The sequence below is a fragment of the Flavobacterium sp. 21.1 genome (assembly GCF_057801535.1).
This window is the reverse complement of the sequence record NZ_JBYNXA010000004.1, coordinates 320,035-344,098: the sequence shown is the minus strand read 5'-3', so window position 1 is coordinate 344,098 and position 24,064 is coordinate 320,035. Positions and strand designations below refer to the sequence as shown.

Below are 24,064 nucleotides of genomic sequence, written 5' to 3'. Positions count from 1 at the left end.
AACACTCACTTATCTTTGTTGTAAATGTTAAAATGTAGAAATTTTTAATTTTTTTTAACATTTCAAATACTATGATTGCATAGTTTTCGTTATTAAATAAAACAAAAGATTTAATTAACCTTAAAAACTATTTATCATGTCCAAAATCAACATTTACGAAACCGGTTGGCTAAACATGGTTTTCGAAGGTAGAAACAAAGCCTATGGCGCTTACCAATTACGAGCTGAAAATCCAAAAACAACGGTAAAAGCACTTTGCTCCGCATTGCTGTTATTAGGAGGAATAGCTGTAACTCCGACAATCATCAGTTACCTTAAACCGGGAGAAGCGGTTGTAATTACACCAAAACTAAAACCGGACCCAACGATTCACATTACTGAAGTAAATTTACCGAAAGAGAAAATTAAGCTGGAAGAACCCGCTGCTACGGAACCTTTAATTGATGAAAAAGTTCTAAAGCGCGTTGAGATGAAACCGGTTAAGAAAGAGAATGCAACTCAGGAAAATATCGCAACTAACAACGAGCTGGAAAAAGCTAAAATCGGTTCTGAAAATCATGAAGGTGCAGCAACCACCAGTAACATTACTACTCCGCCGATTGTCACCAACACTGCAGGAACAGGAAGCGCTAATCCGAATACAATCGAAATGCCGACCGCATTGGAAGTACAACCCCAATATCCGGGTGGAATAGGTGCTTTTCTCAATGCTGTAGGCAACAAATTCAAAACGCCGGAAGTAGACGACAATGTCAAATCTTTAAAAGTGATGGTGTATTTTGTAATCGAAAAAGACGGAACACTTTCAAACATCAGAGTAACGAGAGATCCGGGCTATAATCTTGGAAAAGAAGCTACCCGAGTATTACAAAGCATGAATGTAAAATGGTCTCCGGGTTATAAAAACGGACAACCTGTAAGAACTGCTTACAACCTACCAATCACGGTTAACATTCAGTAACAAAAAGCAAAACTCAGGTTTTGCTTTTTTTATGCTTCATTTTCAACAGTTCCGCTCTTTTTAAGTATACTGCTTAGAAAAACAAAACCTACAACTCCTGCCACCAGTGACGAAATCATAATCGCGATTTTAGAAATGGTAACGACTTCGGTGTTTGATTTAAATGCCAACAACGTAATGAAGATCGACATGGTAAAACCGATGCCTGCCATAAAACCGGCAGCTAAAATGTGTTTCCATTGCAATCCATTCGGCAAAGTACACCAGCCAAAAGCTACCGCCAAAAAGCAAAAGAATAAAATTCCGATTGGTTTTCCGGCTACCAATCCAAGAAAAATACCGATACTGTTCTCATGTACCAACCCTTCAACCCAACCGTTTTCAATGAATATAGCTGTATTTGCCAACGCGAAAACCGGCAGAATAAAAAAAGTTACCGGCTTATGCAGAAAATGCTGCATTTTACAAGATATGTTATTTTCGCTTCCGTCTCCAAAAGGAATTACAAAAGCCAGCAAAACACCCGAAATTGTAGCATGAATACCGGAATTCAGCATAAAATACCACATCCCGATTCCTCCAACTACATAAGGCCACCAAAGTTTTATTTTCATTCGGTTAAAAACAAACAACACACCCATGATTCCCAAAGCCATTGCGAGATTAAAAAATGAAAGATGGTCGGTATAAAAGAAAGCGATGACCAAAATGGCGCCTAAATCATCAATTACGGCCAATGCGGTCAAAAACACTTTTAAAGGCATCGGCACCCTATTTCCCAGCAAAGACAAAACCCCCAACGCAAAAGCGATATCTGTAGCCATAGGGATTCCCGCACCGGATTGGGTTGAAGTTCCGAAATTGAGCACCATGTAAATCCCGGCAGGCACCAACATTCCTCCCACTGCTGCAATTATCGGAAAAAGAGCATTTTTAATTTTGGACAATTCACCAATATAGACTTCGCGTTCCAGCTCCAATCCGATGAGTAAAAAGAAGATGGTCATCAGTCCGTCGTTTATCCAATGCTCAAGTGAATGATGTCCGATCTGAAATTCCCACAGCTGTTCATAACTGTTTCTAAGCAGCGAATTCGCTAACACCAGGGAAACAAAAGTACACGCAATTAAAACAACACCGGAAGCTTTTTCTTTTTCAAAAAACTCGGTAAACATTCGGGTTACTTTCATCTAATTTGGACGCCTAAAGTGATTATCCGCTAAAATACCACTTTTTATCGGATTAGAAAACCCATAAAACCCTCATCCCTTACCTATTAAAAATGCGTTAAACCGCTCGTCAGATTAACAACAATGCTTATCTTTGCTACAAATTTTTGAGAAGATGAACACGGTTTTAGAATCCAACATTGTTCCGACAGGAAAACCGAAATGGTTACGCGTAAAGTTACCTACAGGTAAAAAGTATACCGAATTAAGAGGATTGGTTGACAAATACAAACTGAATACGATCTGTACTTCGGGAAGTTGTCCTAATATGGGTGAATGCTGGGGAGACGGAACCGCAACGTTTATGATTCTTGGAAATGTCTGTACGCGTTCGTGCGGATTTTGCGGTGTAAAAACCGGAAGACCGGAAACGGTGGATTGGGATGAACCGGAAAAAGTAGCCCGTTCCATCAAAATCATGAACATCAAACACGCCGTAATAACCAGTGTGGACCGTGACGATATTAAAGATATGGGTTCCATCATTTGGGCGGAAACGGTAAAAGCCATACGAAGAATGAATCCTGAAACCACTTTGGAAACCTTAATCCCGGATTTCCAGGGCGTAGAAAGAAACATTGACCGTATCGTTGAAGTTAGTCCGGAAGTAGTTTCACACAACATGGAAACCGTTCGTCGTTTAACCCGAGAGGTTCGTATCCAGGCGAAATATGACAGAAGTTTAGCCGTTTTAAAATATTTAAAAGATCAGGGCATCCGAAGAACAAAATCAGGGATAATGCTTGGTCTTGGCGAAACCGAAGAAGAAGTGATCCAGACCATGAAAGATCTGCGCGAGGCGAATGTTGATATCGTAACTATCGGTCAGTATTTACAGCCAAGCAAAAAACATTTGCCGGTTAAGGAATTCATTACACCGGAACAATTTCAAAAATACGAGCAGATCGGAAAAGAACTAGGCTTCCGTCACGTAGAAAGCGGCGCTTTGGTTCGTTCCTCTTACCATGCTCAGAAACATATTCTTTAGAATTACGAATTAAAAATTACGAATTACAAATTTGAAAACACGAATTGCCATCAATGGTTTTGGTCGAATCGGAAGAAATTTGTTCCGATTGCTTTTAAATCACCCTACAATTGAGGTGGTTGCCATTAATGACATTGCCGATGTAAAAACAATGGCTCATTTGGCAAAATACGACAGTATTCATGGAGTTTTGCCTGGCACAGTAACTGCAACTGACAATGCGATCATCGTTGACGGAAAGTCGTTTTTATTCTTTAATGAGAAGAAAATTTCAGACCTCAACTGGGGTGATTTAAATATAGATTTTGTTGTTGAATCGACCGGCAAACACAAAACTTACGAGGATATAAGTCAGCATATTTCTGCTGGTGCAAAAAGAGTGATTCTTTCCGCTCCGTCAGAAACAGAACTGATAAAAACAGTGGTTTTAGGAGTAAATGAACACATTCTTGACGGTACCGAACATATCGTGTCGAATGCAAGCTGTACCACCAACAATGCGGCACCAATGATTAAAGTCATTGAGGAATTATGCGGCATTGAACAGGCTTACATCACTACAGTTCACTCTTATACAACGGACCAGAGTCTGCACGATCAGCCCCACAAAGACTTACGAAGAGCACGAGGCGCCTCGCAATCCATTGTCCCGACAACCACAGGAGCAGCCAAAGCCATTACAAAAATCTTCCCTCATCTGGAAGGCAAAATGGGGGGTTGCGGAATCAGAGTTCCCGTTCCTGACGGTTCATTAACAGACATCACTTTCAATGTAAAAAGAGAGGTTTCGATTTCGGAAATCAACAACGCTTTTAAAAAAGCAGCTGAAAACGAACTAAAAAACATCCTTGACTATACGGAAGACCCTATCGTTTCCGTCGACATCTTAGGAAACCCTCATTCCTGTCTTTTTGATGCCCAACTGACTTCCGTGATTGACAAAATGGTAAAAGTGGTAGGGTGGTATGATAATGAAATCGGCTATTCTTCACGATTAATTGACCTCATTAGTTTTATTTCTAAGAAATAATTCACTAAATTTATGCGAATTTCAGGCATAATATGAAGCATCTATTCATTTTACTCTTTTTATTAATAGGAAAGCTGTATGGCTTTGCGCAAGAGAAAAATGCAACTACCAAAGTTGACAGTGTCCCGTATTACCTTGAAGTTTCGAATTTCCACAAGAGTAGTTTCGATTATGACAAAGCGCTTCTGTATGCCAGAAAAGCTAAACAATATTCAATTAAAAACAAACTTCAGCGAGAATTGGCCGACAGCCATCTTTCTATCGGAAGTATTTACAGTGAGCTGGACAGGCAGGATGAAGCCATCGAAAATTACATCCGAAGCGTAACCATTTACAACAATTTAGATGCTTCCTCGAACAGCGCGTTTTGTTATTACGGACTGGGATTAAGTTATTTGAAAAAGAAGAATTTGGGCCTGGCAGAAAATTACTTCAATAAAGCATTGGCAGAATACAAAACTGTAAATATTCCCGAAGCCACAGATTTGATTGATCTGCAGAAAGGGATCATTGAAAAACACAAAGGAAACAGAGATGGAGCGGTAAAAAAATTCAAAGCCATCATATCGAAAAACGATCCGTTAATGATTCCGGAAGCAAAAGTAGAAGCCTATTTTGAATTGGCCGAAACGGAAGCCAATACCAATCCGCAATCGGCTATTACCAATCTGGAAAAAGCCTATAAAATCTCAAAAGAAGGCAACAATACCAATCAGAAATTAAGGATTCTTAAACGCTTAAGCACTCTTTCTGAAGCCACAGACAACATCATTAAATCACACACTTATTTAAAAGAATTCACTGCCTTACGCGATTCTCTTTTTAACATCCGGACAAGGACAGCCGACGTACCTGCCTATGAACGCTATATCGCGACGGAACAGTTAAAAGCCATTGACAAAACAAATCGCGAGAACAAAGCACAGGAAAAATCCATTAAATTCTCTAAACTGATCAGTATTCTTAGTATAGCTTTGATATCGATTTTATCGCTTCTGAGCCTTTCGCTGTATAAAAACAATATCATAAGGACCAAAACGAACCAACTTCTGAAAGACAAAAATCAGGAGCTTGAAATTGAAAAAGAAAGAGCTGAAAGAGCCTCCAAAGCCAGAGCTGAATTCCTTTCTACGGTGAGTCATGAATTGCGAACTCCATTAAACGCAATCAACGGAATTACCCACATCCTGATTGACGACGATCCGAAACCAAGCCAGATGAATTATCTTAATTCGTTGAAGTTCTCCGGAAATTATCTTCTGACTTTCATCAATGATATCCTCGAAATCAACCGCGTTGAATCAGATGTAGTTGAAGTGGAAAGCATCGACTTTGACTTAAGGGATTTACTTGAAAATATCGTAGGATCTTTCTCAGAAATTGCCAACAAAAACAAAACGGTTTATCATCTTGAAATTGACGAGAAAATACCTTCTACTTTAATTGGCGACCCTACAAAACTGTCTCAGATTTTCATCAATCTGATCAATAACGCCATTAAATTTACAACGAACGGAAATGTTTGGGTTTCTGCCATTGTTAAAAAAGAAAAAGCAAATTCCGTTAAACTGCATTTTGAAGTACGCGATACAGGAATTGGAATTCCCAAAGACCGCCTCGAAACCATTTTTGACAGTTTCACCCAGGGTTCCGTTGAAATCAACCGAAAATATGGCGGTACCGGACTTGGACTTGCGATTGTAAAAAGACTGGTTAACTTGTTAGGCGGCAAGATAAAACTGGACAGCGAAGAAGGTAAAGGATCACGATTTTATTTCGATGTTTCCTTCAACATAAGCAGCAATAAGATCGAGAAGAAAGCAGCACCTTTCTACGACGAGAGTTTATTGGTCAACAAAAAAATACTTTTGGTTGAAGACAACAAAATCAACCAAATGATCACCCAGAAAATGCTGGAAAGAAAACAAATGCACTGTCATATAATCGAAAACGGCGAAGATGCAGTAGAGCATATGCGTGACAACGCTTACGATTTGGTTTTGATGGATGTCCACCTTCCAGGCATCAACGGCACCATAGCCACAGAACATATCCGAAAATTCAATCAGGAAACGCCCATTATCGCTTTAACAGCAATTTCATTAGACGAAAACAAAGAAATGCTGCTTTCGTTTGGAATGAACGACGTAATCACCAAGCCATTTGATCCTGAGAAATTCTACGAAGTTATCGCAATGACCATCAATCAGAATATCAATACTGTATAATCATATTTTTGATTAAACTTCTAACTTTGGGTTCCGCTTTTTTTGCCGCTTCCAAAACTTCAGCATGAGTTATTGTTCCGATACTCGCCTCATCACCCATATCTGTGATCACTGAAACACCAAAGGTTTCCAAATTCATATGACGGGCGACAATAACTTCGGGAACTGTAGACATTCCAACACAATCACACCCGAAAGTTTTCACCATTTTATATTCGGCTAACGTCTCAAAGGTTGGTCCTTGCAATCCCAGATATACGCCTTCCTGAACTTCAATTCCTAATGCTGCTGCAATTTCTTTGGCTTTAGCAATCATTTTTAGACTGTACGGTTCGCTCATGTTTACAAAACGTGGCCCGAAACGCTCGTCATTTTTACCGCGAAGCGGATGTTCCGGCATCATATTCACGTGGTCGTTGATCAAAACCACCGAACCCACCTTATAATTCGGATTCACTCCGCCTGAAGCGTTGGAAACAATAAGCTTATTAACTCCTAAATATTTCATTACACGCACCGGGAAGGTAACCTGTTTCATATCATAACCCTCATAAAAATGAAAACGTCCCTGCATGGCAACCACTTTTTTACCTTCAATGGTCCCAAAAACCAAAGCACCTTTATGACCGTCGACAGTAGAAACCGGAAAATTAGGAATCTCGTTATAGGGCAACGTATGCTCAATCTGCATATCATTTGTAAATCCACCCAAACCGGAACCTAAAATCACACCGTATTCCGGGGTAAAACCTGTAACTTTATTTATATAACTAACTGTTTCCTGTACTTGTTCCCACATAATGCTTAATTGTTTTATCAAAATCCGACTGAGCACTTATAAACGAGCTCTTTATCGGCAAATAATATAATTGTTCTTTCGCTATTTTTCCTTTTAGACGGACAAAATCCTTTTCAGTGGTAATGATGATATTGCCATTCGCTTTTGTTCGGATGTCTTCTAAATCCTGTTGTGTAAAATCGTGATGATCCGAAAATACCATCGTTGCAGATTTCGCAGCCTGCAAATGTGCAAAAAAAGGCTCCGGTTTTGCAATACCGGCTAAAATTAATTTTTCTGAATTCTTAATTTCTTCAATTGAAAGCTTACCTTCTTCCGAAAATACGTGCGTATCATAATCTATAAAAGTAAAAAAGACTTGCTGATATTTCAAAGGTTTCAGTCTTGATTTAATAGCTTCCTGTTGCTCCGTAGTTATTTGCGGAGGGCATTTGGTAACCACTATCACATTGGCGCGTTTCGCTCCACTCCTGCTCTCTCTTAGATTTCCGGCTGGCAATATTAAATCATCGCAGTACAAATCACCGTACGCAGTCAGCAAGATGTAAAAACCAGCCTTGACCATGCGGTGCTGAAAAGCATCATCTAATAAAATGATCTCAGGCGGATTCTGCTGTGACCGCAATTGAGTAATTCCATTAACCCTGTTAGCATCTACAGCAACCTTTATTTCCGGGAATTTCTGATGAAACTGATAAGGCTCATCACCCAAAATTTCAGCGTTTGAAGCATCATTTGCCAAAACAAAACCTTCTGATTTTCTTTTATATCCTCTGCTTAATGTAGCAATTTTGTGGTTTTCAGAAAGCAGCCGGATCAAATACTCGATCTGCGGCGTCTTCCCTGTCCCGCCCACACTTAAATTCCCAACAGCAATAACAGGTACATCAAATGACGCTGATTTGAAAATGCCCTTATCAAACAAAAAATTACGTATTGAAGTAACAATTCCGTACAAAACGGAGAACGGAAGGAGTATTTTACGGAGAAAATTCATAACACGAATGTAGCTATTTTTTATCTTTTTGAAAAAAGTTATCGGTTTATTCGTTACTTTGTTATTCAGAAAATTAGTTCAGATGAAGATAGCAGAAATACTTTCCGTTTTGGAAGAAATGGCTCCTTTGGCCTATGCCGAAGATTTTGACAACGTCGGACTGTTAGTTGGTGATGCCAATTCCGAAGTGTCGGGCGTCCTGGTTTGCCATGATGCTTTAGAATCCGTGATAGATGAAGCCATTGCAAAAAAATGCAACCTGGTTGTCTGTTTCCACCCTATTCTCTTTTCCGGACTGAAGAAAATTACCGGTAAAAATTATGTAGAACGTGCGGTTATCAAAGCCATTAAAAATGATATTGCGATTTATGCCGTTCACACCGCATTAGACAACCACAAACAGGGCGTCAATAAAATTTTCTGCAATGCATTAGGTTTGACCAATACTAAAATTCTGGTTCCGAAACAAAATTTCATCCAGAAAATGGTTACCTATACGATTCCGGAAAATGTTGAAGAATTGCGCAATGCCTTATTTGATGCCGGTGCGGGAAAAATCGGAAATTATGAAGACTGTAGTTTCAACTCAAAAGGCCTCGGAACCTACATGGGAAATGAAGACAGTAATCCGCAGGTTGGTGAGCGTTTTGAATTTGTGGAAAATGAGGAAATTAAAATCGAGGTCACATTCGAGAAACATTTACAGGGAAAAATCCTGAAAGCACTTTTCCAAAACCACGTTTATGAAGAAGTGGCTTATGAAATCTATAATCTGGAAAACCCGCATCAGAATATCGGTTTGGGAATGATCGGTGAACTGCCTCAGGAAATGAAAGAATCCGATTTCCTTCAATTTGTACAGGAAAAAATGGATTGCGGCGGTATTCGCCACAGTCAGTTTTTAAACAAACCGATCAAAAAAGTAGCAGTTTTAGGAGGCTCAGGCAGTTTTGCCATTAAAAATGCCATTGCTTCGGAGGCAGACGCTTTTCTGACGGCGGATCTGAAATACCATCAGTTTTATGAAGCCGAAAACAAGCTCTTATTAGCTGATATAGGACATTTTGAAAGTGAAAGATTTACAAAAAATTATATAGTTGATTATCTTACGAAAAAAATTAGTAATTTTGCAATCATTTTATCGCAAGAAAACACAAATCCAGTTAAGTACTTTTAAAATATGGCAAACATCAAAGAACTAAGTGTAGAAGAAAAATTAAGAGCTCTTTATGATTTACAGCTAATCGATTCAAGAATCGATGAGATCAGAAATGTTAGAGGAGAACTACCTCTTGAAGTGGAAGATTTAGAAGATGAAGTTGCTGGATTAAGCACTCGTTTAGACAAATTAAAAAGCGATTTGGAGACGATCGAAGAGCAGATCAAAGAAAAGAAAAATGCTATCGAAGGTCATAAAGAATCGATTAAAAAATACTCTCAACAGCAAAAAGAAGTTCGCAACAACAGAGAATTCAACGCTTTAACAAAAGAAGTTGAGTTTCAGGAGTTGGAAATCCAATTGGCTGAGAAGCACATTCGTGAAATGAAAGCTTCTATCGAACACAAAAAAGTGGTTTTAGCCGAAACTAAAGAAAGATTAGACGCTAAACAAAGTCACCTGAAACACAAGAAAGCAGAATTGAGTGATATCATGGCTGAAACTGAAAAAGAGGAGAACTTCTTATCAGGCAAATCAGTGGAATTCCGTGACCAAATCGAAGAGCGTTTATTAAGTGCATATGACAGAATCAGAACCAGCGTAAGAAACGGTTTGGCAGTTGTATCTATTGAGCGTGGCGCTTCTGCAGGTTCATTCTTTACAATCCCGCCTCAGACGCAGATGGAAATCGCTTCCAGAAAGAAAATCATCACCGATGAGCATAGTGGAAGAATTTTGGTTGACAGTGCGTTGGCTGATGAAGAAAAAGACAAAATTCAGCAATTATTTGCAAAATTATAAGTAACTTAAAGTCTCCTAACGGAGACTTTTTTTATGGAACTCCTAAACAAAATAGCATACTTTACTCTAACTAAATCCATCGGGTTATATATTAACCTGCTGAGTTATGTTTATCCAAATAAAGCAGCTGGTTTAGCCTATAAATACTTTACAGAACCACGGGAAGGCAAGTTACTTCCCAATGCTATTCCCGATATTCTAAAAGAGGCAGATCACGAAATACTCATTCATGAAGAACACAGTATCCAAACCTACACCTGGAAAGGCAACGAAACAAAAATTTTATTGGTTCATGGCTGGGAAAGCAATTCAGCTCGCTGGGAGCAATTCATCAACTTCCTCCGAAAATTACAAATAACGGTTATTGCATTGGACGGTCCTGGTCAGGGATTATCGAGCGGAATTGAATTCAACATTCCGCAATATGCCAAACATGTCAATGCTATAGTTGAACGATTTCAACCGCAGTACATTATCGGACATTCAATGGGCGGAGCCACCTGTTTGTATTATCACTTCAAATACAACAATCCGATTTTGCAGAAAATGGTTATTTTGGGCGCCCCAAGCGAATTTGAGATACTATTGACGAATTACAAAAAAACCATTAGTCTCAACAACAAAACCTTTCAGTTGCTGACCGAGAAATTCACTGAGCGGTTCAATATACATCCCTCGGAGTTTTCAGGGAAAAAATTCGCATCTACCTTCAACTTAAAAGGATTGATTGCACACGATATTGATGATGATGTTGTTGCTTTTAATGAAGGAAAGGAAATCGCTAATGCCTGGAAATCATCCAAATTTATCGAAACAAAAGGTTTAGGACACAGTTTACACGATGAAAATCTTTATCAGCAGATCAACCTCTTTCTGTTCGAGGAGTAAGATCAGCGTTTTATGATCTTTTTCGAAAGTGATTTTTTCCCATCAGTCACTCTGACGAAATACACACCTTTAGGTAACTGCTCAACATTATATTCGTTATGGCCGGATTGTAGCGGCGCTTCCATAATTTTCTGACCAACAGTTGTAAAAATCTCCAATTTTGAAGTATTCCCAGCCGATTGCGAACTGATAATCTTCAATTTATCAGCTACAGGATTTGGAAACACAGTAAAAACAAGCGTCTCATTTTCGACAACACTAAGATTCTGATTAATTTGTAAGATAGCAGCCTGCATATCAGGTAGCGGACCAATATTGCCCGCAACACCGGTACCTTGCGGAATGCCGGTAGACTGTAATAAAGTACGCATCTCTTGAGAGTTCATATACATACCGGTAAGACCATGATAATACGACTGAAGCACAACCACGCATGAAGCAACCATTGGAGTTGCAGAACTTGTCCCTGCAAAATTGGTATATCCTTGGTTAAAGTCACCGCCTATCATTACTAAATCACCGTATCCGCAAGTACGGACATTCGCTGCCCATCCCTGCACATCAACTCGGGACCCATATGTACCGTATGACATTCTGTTATGTCCGATGTTATCGGTTCCGGCTCCAACGATGATCGCACCTGAATTCCCGCGGCTCATATAAGACGCATAATATCCCGAATCCAGATTCTGATTTCCGTTGGCAGCGGCTTCAACAATGATTATTCCGGCATCGGAAGCTGCTTTGGTTAAATCCCAGACTACATTATCGAATTCAGCAGGAACATAATTACCGCCCTGACCGTACGCCTGCATTTCGAAAACAATAACATCTCCGGCCATAGAAGCGGCAACTGCCCGGGTAACAGCATTAATACGATTGTAACCGGATTGCTGCCATTCCGGGAAAAGTACCATTTCTGTTGCTTCATAGGCCATTCCCGAGACTCCATACGATCCTTTATCAGCATACATGATTCCGAAAACCGAGGTACCGTGTTCTGTATAAGAGGGTGTGGCACTGGTCGAAATATTCATACCAGGGGCAATAAAGGCATTGCAATCGATTAATTCTTCGTGGTTTTTATTAAAGCCGTATTCCACATCTCGTATTCGGATTCCGGCGCCGGCAAGACCAAGTCCCCAGGCGTAATACATATTTACTCCGGGATTTATATCCAAAAAAGTCTGATCCGCTTCGTAACTAAGTGTACTCGGAGCAATATCGTTGGGGGGTGGAACTGGCTTCAATGGCATTAAACAGCAATAATCAACCACCTGCAATTCTTCCAGACGGGTGGCCAAATCCATCAACCGTTCATTGGAAGGATCAGCAATAGTAACTTTTAGAACATTGCGCAATTTCAGTACCGATTTGCCATCATGCCCATTTTGTCTGGCTGCTGTAAAAAGTTCTTCTGCTTTTTCATCGGAAATCAAAATCCCTTTTTGAAAAAGCATCCCATATTCATCCGTGACACTCTTAATTTCAGGTATCTGAAAAAGAACACTGGTATAGTTTTCATCAGTAAAAACTACAGATTCCGCAAAGGAAATATACAACTCGTGTTGTTGGGTATCGGGTGCTAAATGAAATTCCCCCTTTCTGTTTTGGGCGAATAGAAATGCATTAAAAAAAAGAAATAAGAGTATTGCTTTCCTCAATTAGCTAACGAATTAAGTTTCAAATATATAAAAAAGTTAGTCCACAATAAAACTAAGAACGTCTAATATTCAAATAAGTACTATTTTTGCAGCATGGAAGAAAACAAAACACGTATTAATAAATTCCTTTCGGAAACAGGCTATTGCTCGAGAAGAGAGGCCGATAGATTATTGGAGGAAGGACGCATCACCATCAACGGAGTAGTACCTGAAATGGGCACAAAAGTGTCCCTTGATGATGAGATCCGTGTGGATGGGAAACTGATTCGTGAAAAAACCTCAAAACCCATTTATTTAGCTTTCAACAAACCGGTAGGTATTGAATGTACGACCAACCAAAACGTAAAAAACAACATTGTTGACTATATCAATTATCCGAAACGTATTTTTCCGATCGGTCGATTGGACAAAGCCAGTGAAGGACTGATCTTCATGACGGATGACGGAGATATCGTAAACAAGATTCTGCGTGCCCGTAACAATCACGAAAAAGAGTACGTGGTTACGGTGAACAAACCAATCACCGACCGATTTATTCAACGAATGGGCAATGGCGTTCCGATTTTGAACACCGTAACCAAGAAATGTAAAGTAGAACAAATCAGTAAGTTTGTGTTTCGAATTATACTGACGCAGGGCTTAAACCGTCAGATTCGTCGTATGTGTGATTATTTAGGGTATGAAGTTACCGCCCTGAAGCGCATTAGGATCATCAATATTTCGTTAGATGTTGCCATCGGACGTTATCGTGATTTAACCGATGCCGAGATTCTCGAACTCAATCAACTTATCGAACCTTCCAGCAAAACCGAGGAAGCAAGTTTGCCTAAAGTGGAAACAAAAAGACCGGTTAATCGTGAATCCGGCACACCTTCCGCACGAAGAACCAACTACAGAAATCCTAAAAAGGACTAAAATATTCAACCAAATAGCTGTCGAAGCCACAAAAACAACAATGGATTTACTAAGAGGCATGATTAGATTTTCATGCCTCTTTTTTTTGTTTGACAATTCTCATAAAAATATAACACAACATTACCTACAAAAACATTTTTTATTATTTTTGGTTTACTAACCCAAAAACTCAACCAATGGACGCTTCTCCCCAATCACAAAGCCCTTTGGAGCTAAAAAGACATTCCGTAAGCGAGACAGGCCATGCAAAAAATGTAGCCAATTTCCAGAACCTGATTTCACTTTGTGAAGGATTTGCAGCAACATATAATCCATCTAATGATCGTTTGAAAATTGTACAGCTGAAAACCGCACATGAAGCGGCCGTTGAAAAAATCAATAACGTCAGGATTCACAAAACGAATTTCGACAATCACACCAACCTGCGCCGAAGTGCTTTTGAAGATTTAAAACCTTTAGCCACAAGGATTATCAATGCTTTCATTGTATCCGGAGCCGACAAAATGACCGTTGAAGATGCTAAAGCAATAAATAAAAAAATACAAGGGGTGCCTTCGAGCAAATCAGTTAACACACAAATGGGAGATTCGACTCAAACAAAAACCATTTCAGCCTCCCAACAGTCCTATGATAAAAAAATTGACCATTTGGCCAACCTGATCGAATTACTGTCCCAAAGCCGGATCTATAATCCAAATGAACAAGAACTGAAAATAGTTTCGCTTCAGGCAAAACTTTCAGATCTGCAAACCAAAAATCGAAACTTATCAGAAAGTTATGCGCTGTACAGCAATGCATTGATTCAGCGAAACAAGGAATTATACAATTCTTTGACCGGACTTGTTCAGACCGCCAAACAGGTAAAACTTTATATTAAAAGCATTTACGGTGCGTCCAGCGGTCAATATAGATTGGTGCGCCGCCTGGAATTTAAAATACGTACAGAAGACCAATAATTTATATAGAACTTCCGTATTCAAAATACACTACGTAAAGGAAGTTCTATTTTTTCTTATGAAAAGAATACTATTTAAATTGTTGCTATTACTTTTTCGTTTGTCCCATAAATTTTCACTTTCGTCCCATAAAATCTTCCAACAGGAATCCATAATAAAGCCCTGGTCACTACAATTTTTTTCGATGTTATTTTAAATTAAAGTAATGGACTTTATAGTTTTTCCGTTGGCTAGAATAAAAAAGACATAAACATTCGTCATGAACCCTTTTTCAACGAATGAAAAGCCGCGGGAACACCTTTGTTTTCAATAGATAACACACAAATCATCTACGCAAATTACCATGCGATTTTTATTATATATTTATAAGAAGAAACGCATAAAAAAAGATTTTATTGATGAAATATCCCACAGATATGTTAAAAATTCTGCAGATGATTTTTAACAAATCACAATAGGTTTATTAAATTCATGCTTTTCGAAAGGGTATTTCACAAATAACACAAATATGTATCGAAACTTTTTGGAAAAAAATTGCAATTTTAGCGAATGTTACAGAATAAACAGAAGGAAATTGTAAAATCGATAGGGGAAAAAATACGAGAGCGCAGATTAGAGCTACACCTATCGCAGGAAAATTTATCAATTGATGCTAACATTCCCAGAAATCAGGTTGGCAGAATTGAACGTGGAGAAATCAATACTACAGTTACGACCCTTGAAAAAATTTGCAAAGTTTTAAGGATGGAAATCAGAGAACTATTTTAACACCCGCACCAAAACATCGTCAATCAATTTGACAAAAAATTAAGCAACGCTTATTCATTTCATTTTTTAAACTTTTCAAGTTCTAGAAAAACAGCCCCGGTTTTTTAGCATTCTGAAATTCAAATTATTTCTAATCTAAAATTCTACGCTTATGCGAAAACTTCTACTCTTATTGTTTTGCTGCAACCTCTATGCCCAGGTTGGCATCGGAACACAGGCCCCGAATGAAGATGCAATGCTTGAAGTTGTTAGTTCAGACAAAGGTATCTTGCTACCAAGAGTTTCTCTTCAAAGTACAAATTTGTCCGCTCCGATGACAAACCATGTCAGCGGGATGCTGGTTTATAATACCGCAATGTCCGGATCCGGAAGAACAACGGTTTACCCCGGTTTGTATTATAATAACGGACAGCATTGGACACGCTTAAATCCTAATACTGTCAAAATAGGTGAACTGAAGCACAGTTTTGCCACTGCCGACCACAATGGCTGGTATTTATTGGATGGCAGAGCAAAATCAAGTTTACCGGCTAATGCTCAGACAAATGCAACGGCCGTTGGCATTGCCGCAAATCTTCCGGACGGAGCCGATAGGTTTCTGAAAGCCAAAAACGGAGCTGATGTCGTGGGATCATCAGCAGGAAATGCAACATTCACCATTTCTCAGAACAATTTGCCCAACATTAATTTCACGGGAACAACTAACTCGTCTGGCTTGCACCATCACGATATGGACAGCTATATCGGAACTGAAAACATCGGGCTTTTATCTACCACTATTCTTACTCTGTTTTACACCGCATCAGTTGCAAAAGAAACCGTCACTTCAGATTTAAACATTACCCAAGCCACGGGAAACCACACGCATACGGTAAGTTTTAATTCCGGGGGAAGCAGTACACCGATAAACAGAACACCTAATTACTTAGCCACAAACATCTTTATCTACTTAGGAAACTAACCAAAACTTAATGACTATGATAAATAAAATTACACTTCTGTTTTTTTTATTCGGGTCCGGTTTGCTTTATTCCCAAGTGGGCATAGGCACATCCACTCCAAATGACGATGCTGTTTTGGAAATCAACAGTAACTCACAGGCCGTTCTGATCACCAGAATAGCGCTGACAGGCACTACAAATCCAATGCCTTTAACAGCCCATAAAGCCGGTATGATCGTATACAATACTGCTTTCGCGGGAGCTGGAGATACTGCTGTATTTGAAGGTTTTTATTATAATGACGGAAATCAATGGATTCGATTGGAACCACTGTCCACCGCCGTTGGTGATATAAAGCACAGCCTACTTACCCAAGATCATAATGGCTGGTATAAGCTTGACGGAAGAACAACAGCATCGTTACCTTCGGTTGCGGCTTCAAATGCAGCCTCGATTGGGTTTGGAGCAACCATTCCTGATGCAACGGATAAATTTCTAAAAGGAAAATCATCATCTGAAGCATTGAAGTCGGTTGGCGGAAACAATTCCGTTACCTTAACCCAGGCTAATTTACCAAACATTACTTTTAACGGGACAGCGAATACAGCCGGTAATCACACCCATGAATATGCCGATAAATATCATGGAACGCCGGAAAATTTAAATCTTGTTACAGGTTTACTGGGAATTCTGAGTGGTGTCATACTGAACATACTGAACAACGACGTAGGGTCTAATGTCGTATCATCAACAACATCGACTTCCTCTACAAGCGGAAACCACAGTCATACGGCAACAGTAAGTACCGGTGGAAGCGCTACCCCTTTAAGCAACGTCTCGCACTTAGTAACAAACACCTTCGTTTATTTGGGAGAGTAATAAGCGATTGTGCCCCATTGCTCTCAAATCTTTTGAGATAAATTAACCTGCGTCACAACCTAACAAAACTCAGTTGATATGAAAAAAATAGCCTCGCTTTTAGTCCTTTTTTTCTGTTATCCAATGATAGCACAGAATGTAGGCGTAAATACGGCAAGTCCGGATACAAATGCTGCTTTAGACATTTTCAGCACTTCTAAAGGAGTCATCCTTACTAAACTGCCTTTAGTTTCTACTGATAATCCCGCACCACTTTCAAATCATGTGGAAGGAATGACCACTTATAACACGACCAAATCGGGTACAAATACGGCAGTTTCGGTATATGAAGGACTGTATTACAATGATGGTGAAAAATGGAACCAAATGGGGCCTAACACCTTAATGATCGGCGACATTAAGCATTCGCTGCATTCTTCAGACCATAAGGGTTGGTTTCTTTTAGACGGGAGAAGCATCAACACGCTTCCTACTGTGGCAAGATACAACGCAACAGCCGTTGGCATAGTAACAAATCTCCCAAATGTTGCCGATAAATTCATTAAAACCAACAAAGGAACGGAAACTCAGGGAAGTAGTGCCGGAAGCAATACAATAACCTTAACTCAGGCCAACTTACCAAACATTAGCTACACGACCACAACCGGATCGAACGGAACGCACAGCCACTCGTATACGGACTCCTATAACGGAGCAAAAACCCTGGGATTAGCTACGAATGTTTTACCATTGGTTCCTTTGATCAGTGAAACTGTCGGAACCAACGATGTTCTGCCGGGCAACTTATATGCATCTGGCGACGACGGATCTCACTCCCATACGGTAACAGTTCCTTCAGGAGGTTCAGATGTTTCGATAAATGCTACGCCTCAGCATATTGTAACAAACGTTTTTATTTACTTAGGCGAATGATTTAAAATAAAAAACCCAAGACTGAATATCTTGGGTTTTGTTTTTTTATAAAGGTTTTTCCATGACAAAATCTTCCATGAGATAGCCCTGTCCTATTTCGATATCCTCCTGATGGATAATTTCGAAACCAAGTCGTTTGTAGAATTCCTGAGCGCTGTTATAGCGGTTTACATTGAGAAAAACATGTGAGTTTCCGCAGCTAAGCGCTGCTTTTTCCACTTCCGATAAAAGCAATTTCCCTAAACCTTTTCCCTGTGTCTCAGGCAATACATAAATTTTATGCAGCTTTGTTTTTCCGGTGTCATTACAATTTACTTCGTAAGCCGCGAACCCGTAAAAAATTCCGTCTTCTTCGGCCAATAAAAAAACATGCTGCTTCGCCATTTGTTCTTCCAAAGCCGGAATGGCATAGAAATTCTCTAACATATAATCCAACTGGGCTTCGGAAAGTATTTCTTCATAAGCAACCGGCCAGATTTTATACGCTAAATCTCTGACAATGTGAAGTTGACTTCTATCAGCAACGAATACACGCATTTATTTTCCCATTTTTTGTTCTCTTGCCAATAAGGTATTTTTCATTAACATGGCAATGGTCATAGGCCCAACTCCACCCGGAACCGGCGTAATATAAGAGGCCTTTTTTGATACATTTTCAAAATCAACGTCTCCGGTGATAACATAACCTTTCGGGTTCTCCTCGTCCGCTACACGGGTAATTCCCACGTCAATTACGACTACATCATCTTTAACCATTTCAGCTTTCAGATAGTTTGGCACTCCTAAAGCAGTAATGATGATATCAGCCTGACTTGTGATTTGAGTAATATTCTTAGTGTGACTGTGCGTTAAAGTTACCGTTGAATTTCCAGGGAAACCTTTACGTCCCATCAAAATACTCATCGGGCGGCCTACGATATGACTTCTTCCGATAACCACGGTATGCTTTCCTTTTGTTTCCACATTATAACGCTCCAACAGCTCTAAAATACCGAAAGGTGTAGCAGGAATGAAGGTACTCATATCCAACGCCATTTTTCCGAAGTTTTCAGGGTGGAAACCATCTACATCTTTACTTGGATCGATCGCCATAAGCACTTTCTGCTCATCGATCTGATCCGGCAACGGCAATTGAACAATAAATCCGTCGATATTGTCATCCTCGTTCAATTCTTTGATTTTCTTCAATAACTCCGTTTCTGAAGTAGTACTTGGCATTTTAACCAAAGTTGATTCAAATCCAACGCGCTCACACGCTTTTACCTTACTTCCAACATACGTCAAACTTGCTCCGTCATTACCTACAATGATAGCTGCCAAATGAGGTACTTTTTCTCCTTTGGCTTTCATTTTCTGAACTTCGGCCGCAATCTCGATCTTAATATCTTCAGCCGTTTTTTTTCCGTCTAGTAATTGCATTCTATTTCTGTTGTGTTTATATTCTAAAAAAAGAAGACGCGATTGCTCACGTCTTTAGTTGTTTTATCTCATTCCTTTCATTCCGCCCATCATGCGCATAAGGTTTTTACCTCCTGCTCCCTGCATCATCTTCATCATTTTGCTCATTTGGTCGAACTGTTTCAGTAATTGATTTACCTGTTGGATATCGGTTCCGGATCCTTTTGCGATTCTTAATTTACGTTTTGCATCCAACATGGCAGGTTTAGTTCTTTCTGCCGGTGTCATCGAATAAATGATCGCTTCAATATGTTTAAACGCGTCGTCTTCAATCTCAACGTCTTTTAACGCTTTTCCTGCACCCGGGATCATTCCGACTAAATCTTTCATGTTACCCATTTTCTTCACTTGCTGGATTTGCGTTAGGAAATCGTCAAAACCAAATTCGTTTTTAGCGATTTTCTTCTGTAATTTACGCGCTTCTTCTTCGTCGTATTGCTCCTGAGCCCTTTCTACTAAGGAAACAACGTCTCCCATTCCCAAGATACGTTCTGCCATACGTGCCGGGTAGAAAATGTCAATCGCTTCCATTTTCTCACCGGTACCGATGAATTTAATTGGCTTATCAACAACAGATTTGATGGAAATTGCAGCTCCACCACGAGTATCACCATCTAATTTGGTTAATACAACCCCGTCAAAATTTAATCTGTCATTAAATGCTTTTGCAGTATTCACAGCATCCTGTCCCGTCATGGAATCCACTACGAATAATGTTTCCTGAGGCTGGATTGCTTTATGAACGTTTGCGATTTCGGTCATCATCTCTTCATCAACCGCCAAACGACCGGCTGTATCAACGATTACCACGTTAAACCCGTTTGCTTTTGCGTGTTTGATCGCATTCTCTGCAATGGAAACCGCATTTTTATTTTCAGGCTCTGAATAAACTTCAACACCAATCTGCTCTCCAACTACATGCAACTGATTGATCGCCGCCGGACGGTAAATATCACAGGCAACTAAAAGCGGTTTTTTTCCTTTTTTGGTTTTAAGGAAATTCGCCAGCTTTCCGGAGAAAGTGGTTTTACCCGAACCTTGTAAACCAGACATCAAAATCACGGAAGGATTTCCTGAAAGATTGATTCCCGTAGCATCACCACCCATCAATTCAGTCAACTCGTCTTTTACAAGTTTCACCATCAACTGTCCTGGTTGTAAGGTTGTTAATACATCCTGACCAATGGCTTTATCTTTTACACGGGTTGTAAAATCTTTGGCAATCTTAAAGTTAACGTCGGCATCAAGTAAAGCACGACGTACTTCTTTCAAAGTATCCGCTACGTTTACCTCGGTGATTTTTCCGTGCCCTTTTAATATATGGAAGGCTTTGTCGAGTTTATCGCTTAAATTATCAAACATGATAGTTTTTGTTTAATGAGGTGCAAAGATAATATAAAGTCACAAAGGTGCAAAGTCACAGAGGTGCAAAGTTTTAACTTCCGCCCAATAAAAAAAACCAGCTTTCACACTGGTTCTCTTTCTTAATTCTTTTCGAAAGTCAGAAAATCGGTTCCTCCTCCTCCTCCGCTAACATCTGTTAAGCGAATTTTAGTAGTGGTATACTCCAACACTTCCCAGTCGTCTGATAAATCCTCAAAATCCGGAGGAGCAGCAAAACCTACATTAAAATGTACATCATCCGGATTATCATCACCGCTGTTGCTGTCAGTTACAGACCATGTCCCTGTATAAGCATTAGACCCATTTGTCGCGGTTAAAACACTACTTGCACCAAATGTAAAATTGTATCCCGTAAAATGAGCTGTTTCATCTGTATCCGAATCGAAGAAATAGGTTATTCTCCATGTTCCGGAAGAAACCGCATTTCTAATATTATTTATGGTCTGACTATTGTTTGAAGATGAACTGCTATCATCGTTATCCGTACAACCCATTGTGATTGCAAACAGACAAACTGCTACCGAAAGACTAAATATTTTTTTCATATTATTGATTTTTAATATACTGCATAAATTTACTGCTTTTTAATGAAAGAAATTACACAAAAAACAGCTTATCCTTTTTTGCAGATACACTGTTGGCTGTGTTCTTTACAATGTGGACTTGATTTTAAAAAACCTTTCCTCTGAAAAATAAAAAAGCCCCGACAAATCGGGGCTTCCATATCATAATTTAAAAAATTATGCTTTTTTAGCTGCACAACAAGATTTTTTCTCTCCTGCTGCACATGCTTTTTTCTCGTCTTTAGAGCAAGCTTCTTTTTTAGTAGTTGCTTCCTTTTTAGCCGGTCCAGCTTGTTTTTTCTCCTGAGCAGTTACATTCATTGATACTGTAAATAATGCTACTGCTAAAATTGCTACGATGTTTTTCATAATGTTTATATTTTTAAAATTTAAGTATTTATTGTTTTTTCTTTGTTTTCTGATTGATGTTTCGTTTGTTTAAGAATTCATTTCAGGCGGATGCCAGAATGTATTGTAATATTTAGGTATAAACGTTTTTTCGTAAATTAACTTCTCCTGCTTTTCATCTTCAAAAATCACAGGGATTGAAATGTTCTGAATTTGCTCTACAATGAACTGTCCTGCAGAAAAATTAATATTCAAAACACACTTTTCTTTTTGACAACCCTCCGGCATTTCATCACGGCTGCAGCAACCTCCACCTTCATTCATGGCCATACAACTTTCCGGAAAATAAGACTTCACCACGCGCAACGTAGGAACTCCGATCAGAAGTACAAAGTAAAAGGTTAGTATAGAGGTCAATAATTTCATCGATTCAAATATAAAAATAAATTTGAATTACGAAACTTGTTAAAATCCTATATTTTTCTTAAAATTAAAACTGGAAGTAAATAAAAGGTTGCGGCCCCGCAGAAGCAGTGGCATAAACCAACCAATATACCAATCCTAAAAGTATCGCTTTGAAAATAATTGGCAATGCTTTGAAAATACCCTGCATACGTTCTACGATTTTTTCAGGAAGATAATGCCAGGCAAATCCAATTGCCATTAAGATGAAGACGTTTTTATATCCCTGAGCAACAATCTGCCATTGTTCCCAATCAAAAGTTACGTTTCCGATGTTGTTGATCAGTTCCAATGCAGTTGTAAAATCTTTTGCGCGAAAGAAAATCCAACAAAACGTTACAAAATGAAGTGTAAGCAATACAGAAATAACCATCCAGATATAACCGAAAAACGATTTCTTATCCTCTTTTTTGGAAGGGAAAAATTCCAAAATAATCTTATGAACTGCCAAAGCCATTCCATGTAAAGCACCCCAAATGATGAAACGCAGACTCGCTCCGTGCCACAGCCCTCCCAACAACATGGTGGTCATCAGATTGACATTGGTGAATAAAGTACGTTCTCTTTCTTTAGACAATAAACAAGTCAGCACAAAAAGTAACGTCGACGAAACAGCAACAATCAAAGGAATATTACTGGTAGGTGCCTGTGTAATTCCCCACACAATCAATCCGAAGAAAAACACGGCCGGAAACAAAAATCCGGCAAAGGTACCGTTACGGTTACCTCCTACGGAAATATATAAAAAGTCTTTTAACCAAGTTGACAAGGAGATATGCCATCTTCTCCAGAATTCGGTAATCGAAGCCGACTGATATGGCGTTCTGAAGTTGGTTGGCAATTTAAATCCAAGCAACAAAGCCACTCCGATCGCCATATCCGAATATCCTGAGAAATCACAGTAGATCTGAATCGCATAACCATAGGAAGCCATCAGATTTTCAAACGCCGTATAAGCGGAAGGTGCATCAAAAACACGATCCACGAAATTGATAGAGATATAATCAGAAATAACCGTTTTCTTAATCAATCCGCCAATAATCAACAAAAAGGCTCTGTTGATATCGTCTTCGGTTACATTTAATTTCTGATAAATCTGCGGAAGGAAGTCTTTCGCACGTACAATCGGACCAGCCACCAACTGCGGAAAAAACGACACGAAAAACAAGTAATCAACATAATTTTTCGTTGGCTCGATCTCTTTGCGGTAAATTTCAATGATATAACTTATCGACTGAAACGTATAAAACGAAATCCCAACCGGAAGAATGATTTTCTGAAACTCAAAGTGACCGTCGGAAAGCGAGTTATAGGTATCAATAATAAAATTGGTGTACTTGAAATAGCCCAAAAAGCTCAAATTCAGCACCACACTGAAGGCCAGACATAATTTCTTATTTAATACGCTTTGGGTGCGGTGCACAAGGTTACCCAAATTATAATCTACAACAGAAGAACCTAATAATAATAAAAAGAAAATCCCGCTAGATTTATAGTAGAAAAAAAGCGAAAACAGGATTACATAGACTAATCTTGGGTAAAATGTATTTTTTAGTGTAATGTACAGTGAATAGAATACTAAAAAAAGACCCAAAAAAAGACCGGTATTGAACAAAATCGGCTCTTTCGGATTATAAACAAACCAATTCTGAACGGTTTCTGCGTTTATTGATGTAAAAAGTGAGGCAATATTTTGGGTAAACCACTCCTGCAT

The 24,064-nt window shown here is 39.2% G+C and carries 24 protein-coding genes; 13 read left to right on the top strand and 11 right to left on the bottom strand.

Annotation, left to right across the window (positions count from 1 at the left end; translation table 11 throughout):
* Positions 1-136 precede the first annotated feature (136 nt).
* Positions 137-961, top strand: a complete 825-nt coding sequence (locus AC3E9U_RS10965; RefSeq protein WP_488746949.1) for an energy transducer TonB — start codon at positions 137-139, stop codon at positions 959-961.
* A gap of 29 nt (positions 962-990) precedes the next feature.
* On the opposite strand, the gene nhaA is transcribed toward AC3E9U_RS10965, so the two are convergent.
* Positions 991-2,151 (bottom strand): Na+/H+ antiporter NhaA, encoded by a 1,161-nt coding sequence (nhaA, locus tag AC3E9U_RS10960; RefSeq protein WP_488746948.1) that lies wholly within the window; start codon positions 2,149-2,151, stop codon positions 991-993.
* A gap of 154 nt (positions 2,152-2,305) precedes the next feature.
* Between nhaA and lipA the strand changes: the two genes are divergently transcribed.
* The 3 genes from lipA to AC3E9U_RS10945 are packed head-to-tail and all read left to right on the top strand — an operon-like array spanning position 2,306 to position 6,436.
* Positions 2,306-3,178, top strand: coding sequence for a lipoyl synthase (gene lipA / locus AC3E9U_RS10955; protein WP_488746947.1), 873 nt, complete (start codon positions 2,306-2,308; stop codon positions 3,176-3,178).
* A 31-nt stretch (positions 3,179-3,209) separates the two neighbouring features.
* Positions 3,210-4,208, top strand: a complete 999-nt coding sequence (gene gap / locus AC3E9U_RS10950) for a type I glyceraldehyde-3-phosphate dehydrogenase (RefSeq protein WP_488746946.1) — start codon at positions 3,210-3,212, stop codon at positions 4,206-4,208.
* Positions 4,209-4,240: 32 nt separating this feature from the next.
* Positions 4,241-6,436, top strand: coding sequence for a tetratricopeptide repeat-containing hybrid sensor histidine kinase/response regulator (locus AC3E9U_RS10945; RefSeq protein WP_488746945.1), 2,196 nt, complete (start codon positions 4,241-4,243; stop codon positions 6,434-6,436).
* On the opposite strand, the gene AC3E9U_RS10940 is transcribed toward AC3E9U_RS10945, so the two are convergent.
* Both AC3E9U_RS10940 and lpxK read right to left on the bottom strand, forming a co-directional pair.
* A complete protein-coding gene (locus tag AC3E9U_RS10940; protein ID WP_488746944.1) occupies positions 6,423-7,235 on the bottom strand; it encodes a purine-nucleoside phosphorylase in 813 nt (270 codons plus the stop codon). The genes AC3E9U_RS10945 and AC3E9U_RS10940 overlap by 14 nt on opposite strands.
* The gene (lpxK, locus tag AC3E9U_RS10935; protein WP_488746943.1) at positions 7,207-8,232 is read right to left on the bottom strand and encodes a tetraacyldisaccharide 4'-kinase; all 1,026 of its coding nucleotides are present in this window, start codon (positions 8,230-8,232) and stop codon (positions 7,207-7,209) included. Before lpxK ends, AC3E9U_RS10940 begins: the two co-directional genes overlap by 29 nt.
* A gap of 82 nt (positions 8,233-8,314) precedes the next feature.
* On the opposite strand from lpxK, the gene AC3E9U_RS10930 reads away from it, so the two are divergent.
* The 3 genes from AC3E9U_RS10930 to AC3E9U_RS10920 are packed head-to-tail and all read left to right on the top strand — an operon-like array spanning position 8,315 to position 11,080.
* Positions 8,315-9,409, top strand: coding sequence for a Nif3-like dinuclear metal center hexameric protein (locus AC3E9U_RS10930; protein ID WP_488746942.1), 1,095 nt, complete (start codon positions 8,315-8,317; stop codon positions 9,407-9,409).
* A gap of 3 nt (positions 9,410-9,412) precedes the next feature.
* A complete protein-coding gene (locus AC3E9U_RS10925) occupies positions 9,413-10,192 on the top strand; it encodes a zinc ribbon domain-containing protein (protein WP_488746941.1) in 780 nt (259 codons plus the stop codon).
* Between the two features lie 33 nt (positions 10,193-10,225).
* On the top strand, positions 10,226-11,080 hold the full coding sequence (locus AC3E9U_RS10920; RefSeq protein WP_488746940.1) for an alpha/beta hydrolase: 855 nt from the start codon (positions 10,226-10,228) through the stop codon (positions 11,078-11,080).
* A 2-nt stretch (positions 11,081-11,082) separates the two neighbouring features.
* On the opposite strand, the gene AC3E9U_RS10915 is transcribed toward AC3E9U_RS10920, so the two are convergent.
* Entirely contained in the window at positions 11,083-12,642 is a 1,560-nt protein-coding gene (locus tag AC3E9U_RS10915) for a S8/S53 family peptidase (RefSeq protein ID WP_488746939.1), read from the bottom strand.
* Between the two features lie 195 nt (positions 12,643-12,837).
* Between AC3E9U_RS10915 and rluF the strand changes: the two genes are divergently transcribed.
* The 6 genes from rluF (at position 12,838) to AC3E9U_RS10885 (ending at position 18,115) form a co-directional block, all read left to right on the top strand.
* Positions 12,838-13,659, top strand: a complete 822-nt coding sequence (rluF, locus tag AC3E9U_RS10910) for a 23S rRNA pseudouridine(2604) synthase RluF (protein WP_488746938.1) — start codon at positions 12,838-12,840, stop codon at positions 13,657-13,659.
* Between the two features lie 176 nt (positions 13,660-13,835).
* A complete protein-coding gene (locus AC3E9U_RS10905; protein WP_488746937.1) occupies positions 13,836-14,615 on the top strand; it encodes a hypothetical protein in 780 nt (259 codons plus the stop codon).
* A gap of 549 nt (positions 14,616-15,164) precedes the next feature.
* Positions 15,165-15,383, top strand: coding sequence for a helix-turn-helix domain-containing protein (locus tag AC3E9U_RS10900; protein WP_488746936.1), 219 nt, complete (start codon positions 15,165-15,167; stop codon positions 15,381-15,383).
* Between the two features lie 151 nt (positions 15,384-15,534).
* The gene (locus AC3E9U_RS10895; protein ID WP_488746935.1) at positions 15,535-16,344 is read left to right on the top strand and encodes a hypothetical protein; all 810 of its coding nucleotides are present in this window, start codon (positions 15,535-15,537) and stop codon (positions 16,342-16,344) included.
* Between the two features lie 16 nt (positions 16,345-16,360).
* A complete protein-coding gene (locus AC3E9U_RS10890) occupies positions 16,361-17,203 on the top strand; it encodes a hypothetical protein (RefSeq protein WP_488746934.1) in 843 nt (280 codons plus the stop codon).
* 78 nt (positions 17,204-17,281) lie between these two features.
* Positions 17,282-18,115, top strand: coding sequence for a hypothetical protein (locus tag AC3E9U_RS10885; RefSeq protein WP_488746933.1), 834 nt, complete (start codon positions 17,282-17,284; stop codon positions 18,113-18,115).
* Between the two features lie 45 nt (positions 18,116-18,160).
* Here AC3E9U_RS10885 and AC3E9U_RS10880 read toward each other — a convergent pair whose 3' ends face one another.
* From AC3E9U_RS10880 to AC3E9U_RS10850, 7 genes are all read right to left on the bottom strand, one after another.
* Positions 18,161-18,652: a GNAT family N-acetyltransferase gene (locus tag AC3E9U_RS10880; protein WP_488746932.1), complete on the bottom strand. Its 492-nt coding sequence runs from the start codon at positions 18,650-18,652 to the stop codon at positions 18,161-18,163.
* Positions 18,653-19,534 carry a bifunctional 5,10-methylenetetrahydrofolate dehydrogenase/5,10-methenyltetrahydrofolate cyclohydrolase gene (locus tag AC3E9U_RS10875; protein ID WP_488746931.1) on the bottom strand — a complete coding sequence of 294 codons (882 nt, stop codon included), beginning with the start codon at positions 19,532-19,534 and terminating at the stop codon, positions 18,653-18,655.
* A gap of 63 nt (positions 19,535-19,597) precedes the next feature.
* Entirely contained in the window at positions 19,598-20,935 is a 1,338-nt protein-coding gene (gene ffh, locus AC3E9U_RS10870) for a signal recognition particle protein (RefSeq protein WP_488746930.1), read from the bottom strand.
* A 122-nt stretch (positions 20,936-21,057) separates the two neighbouring features.
* Positions 21,058-21,522: a hypothetical protein gene (locus tag AC3E9U_RS10865; RefSeq protein WP_488746929.1), complete on the bottom strand. Its 465-nt coding sequence runs from the start codon at positions 21,520-21,522 to the stop codon at positions 21,058-21,060.
* A gap of 195 nt (positions 21,523-21,717) precedes the next feature.
* Positions 21,718-21,909 (bottom strand): hypothetical protein, encoded by a 192-nt coding sequence (locus AC3E9U_RS10860; protein WP_488746928.1) that lies wholly within the window; start codon positions 21,907-21,909, stop codon positions 21,718-21,720.
* A gap of 69 nt (positions 21,910-21,978) precedes the next feature.
* Entirely contained in the window at positions 21,979-22,314 is a 336-nt protein-coding gene (locus AC3E9U_RS10855) for a hypothetical protein (protein ID WP_488746927.1), read from the bottom strand.
* A gap of 64 nt (positions 22,315-22,378) precedes the next feature.
* Entirely contained in the window at positions 22,379-24,064 is a 1,686-nt protein-coding gene (locus tag AC3E9U_RS10850) for an MBOAT family O-acyltransferase (RefSeq protein WP_488746926.1), read from the bottom strand.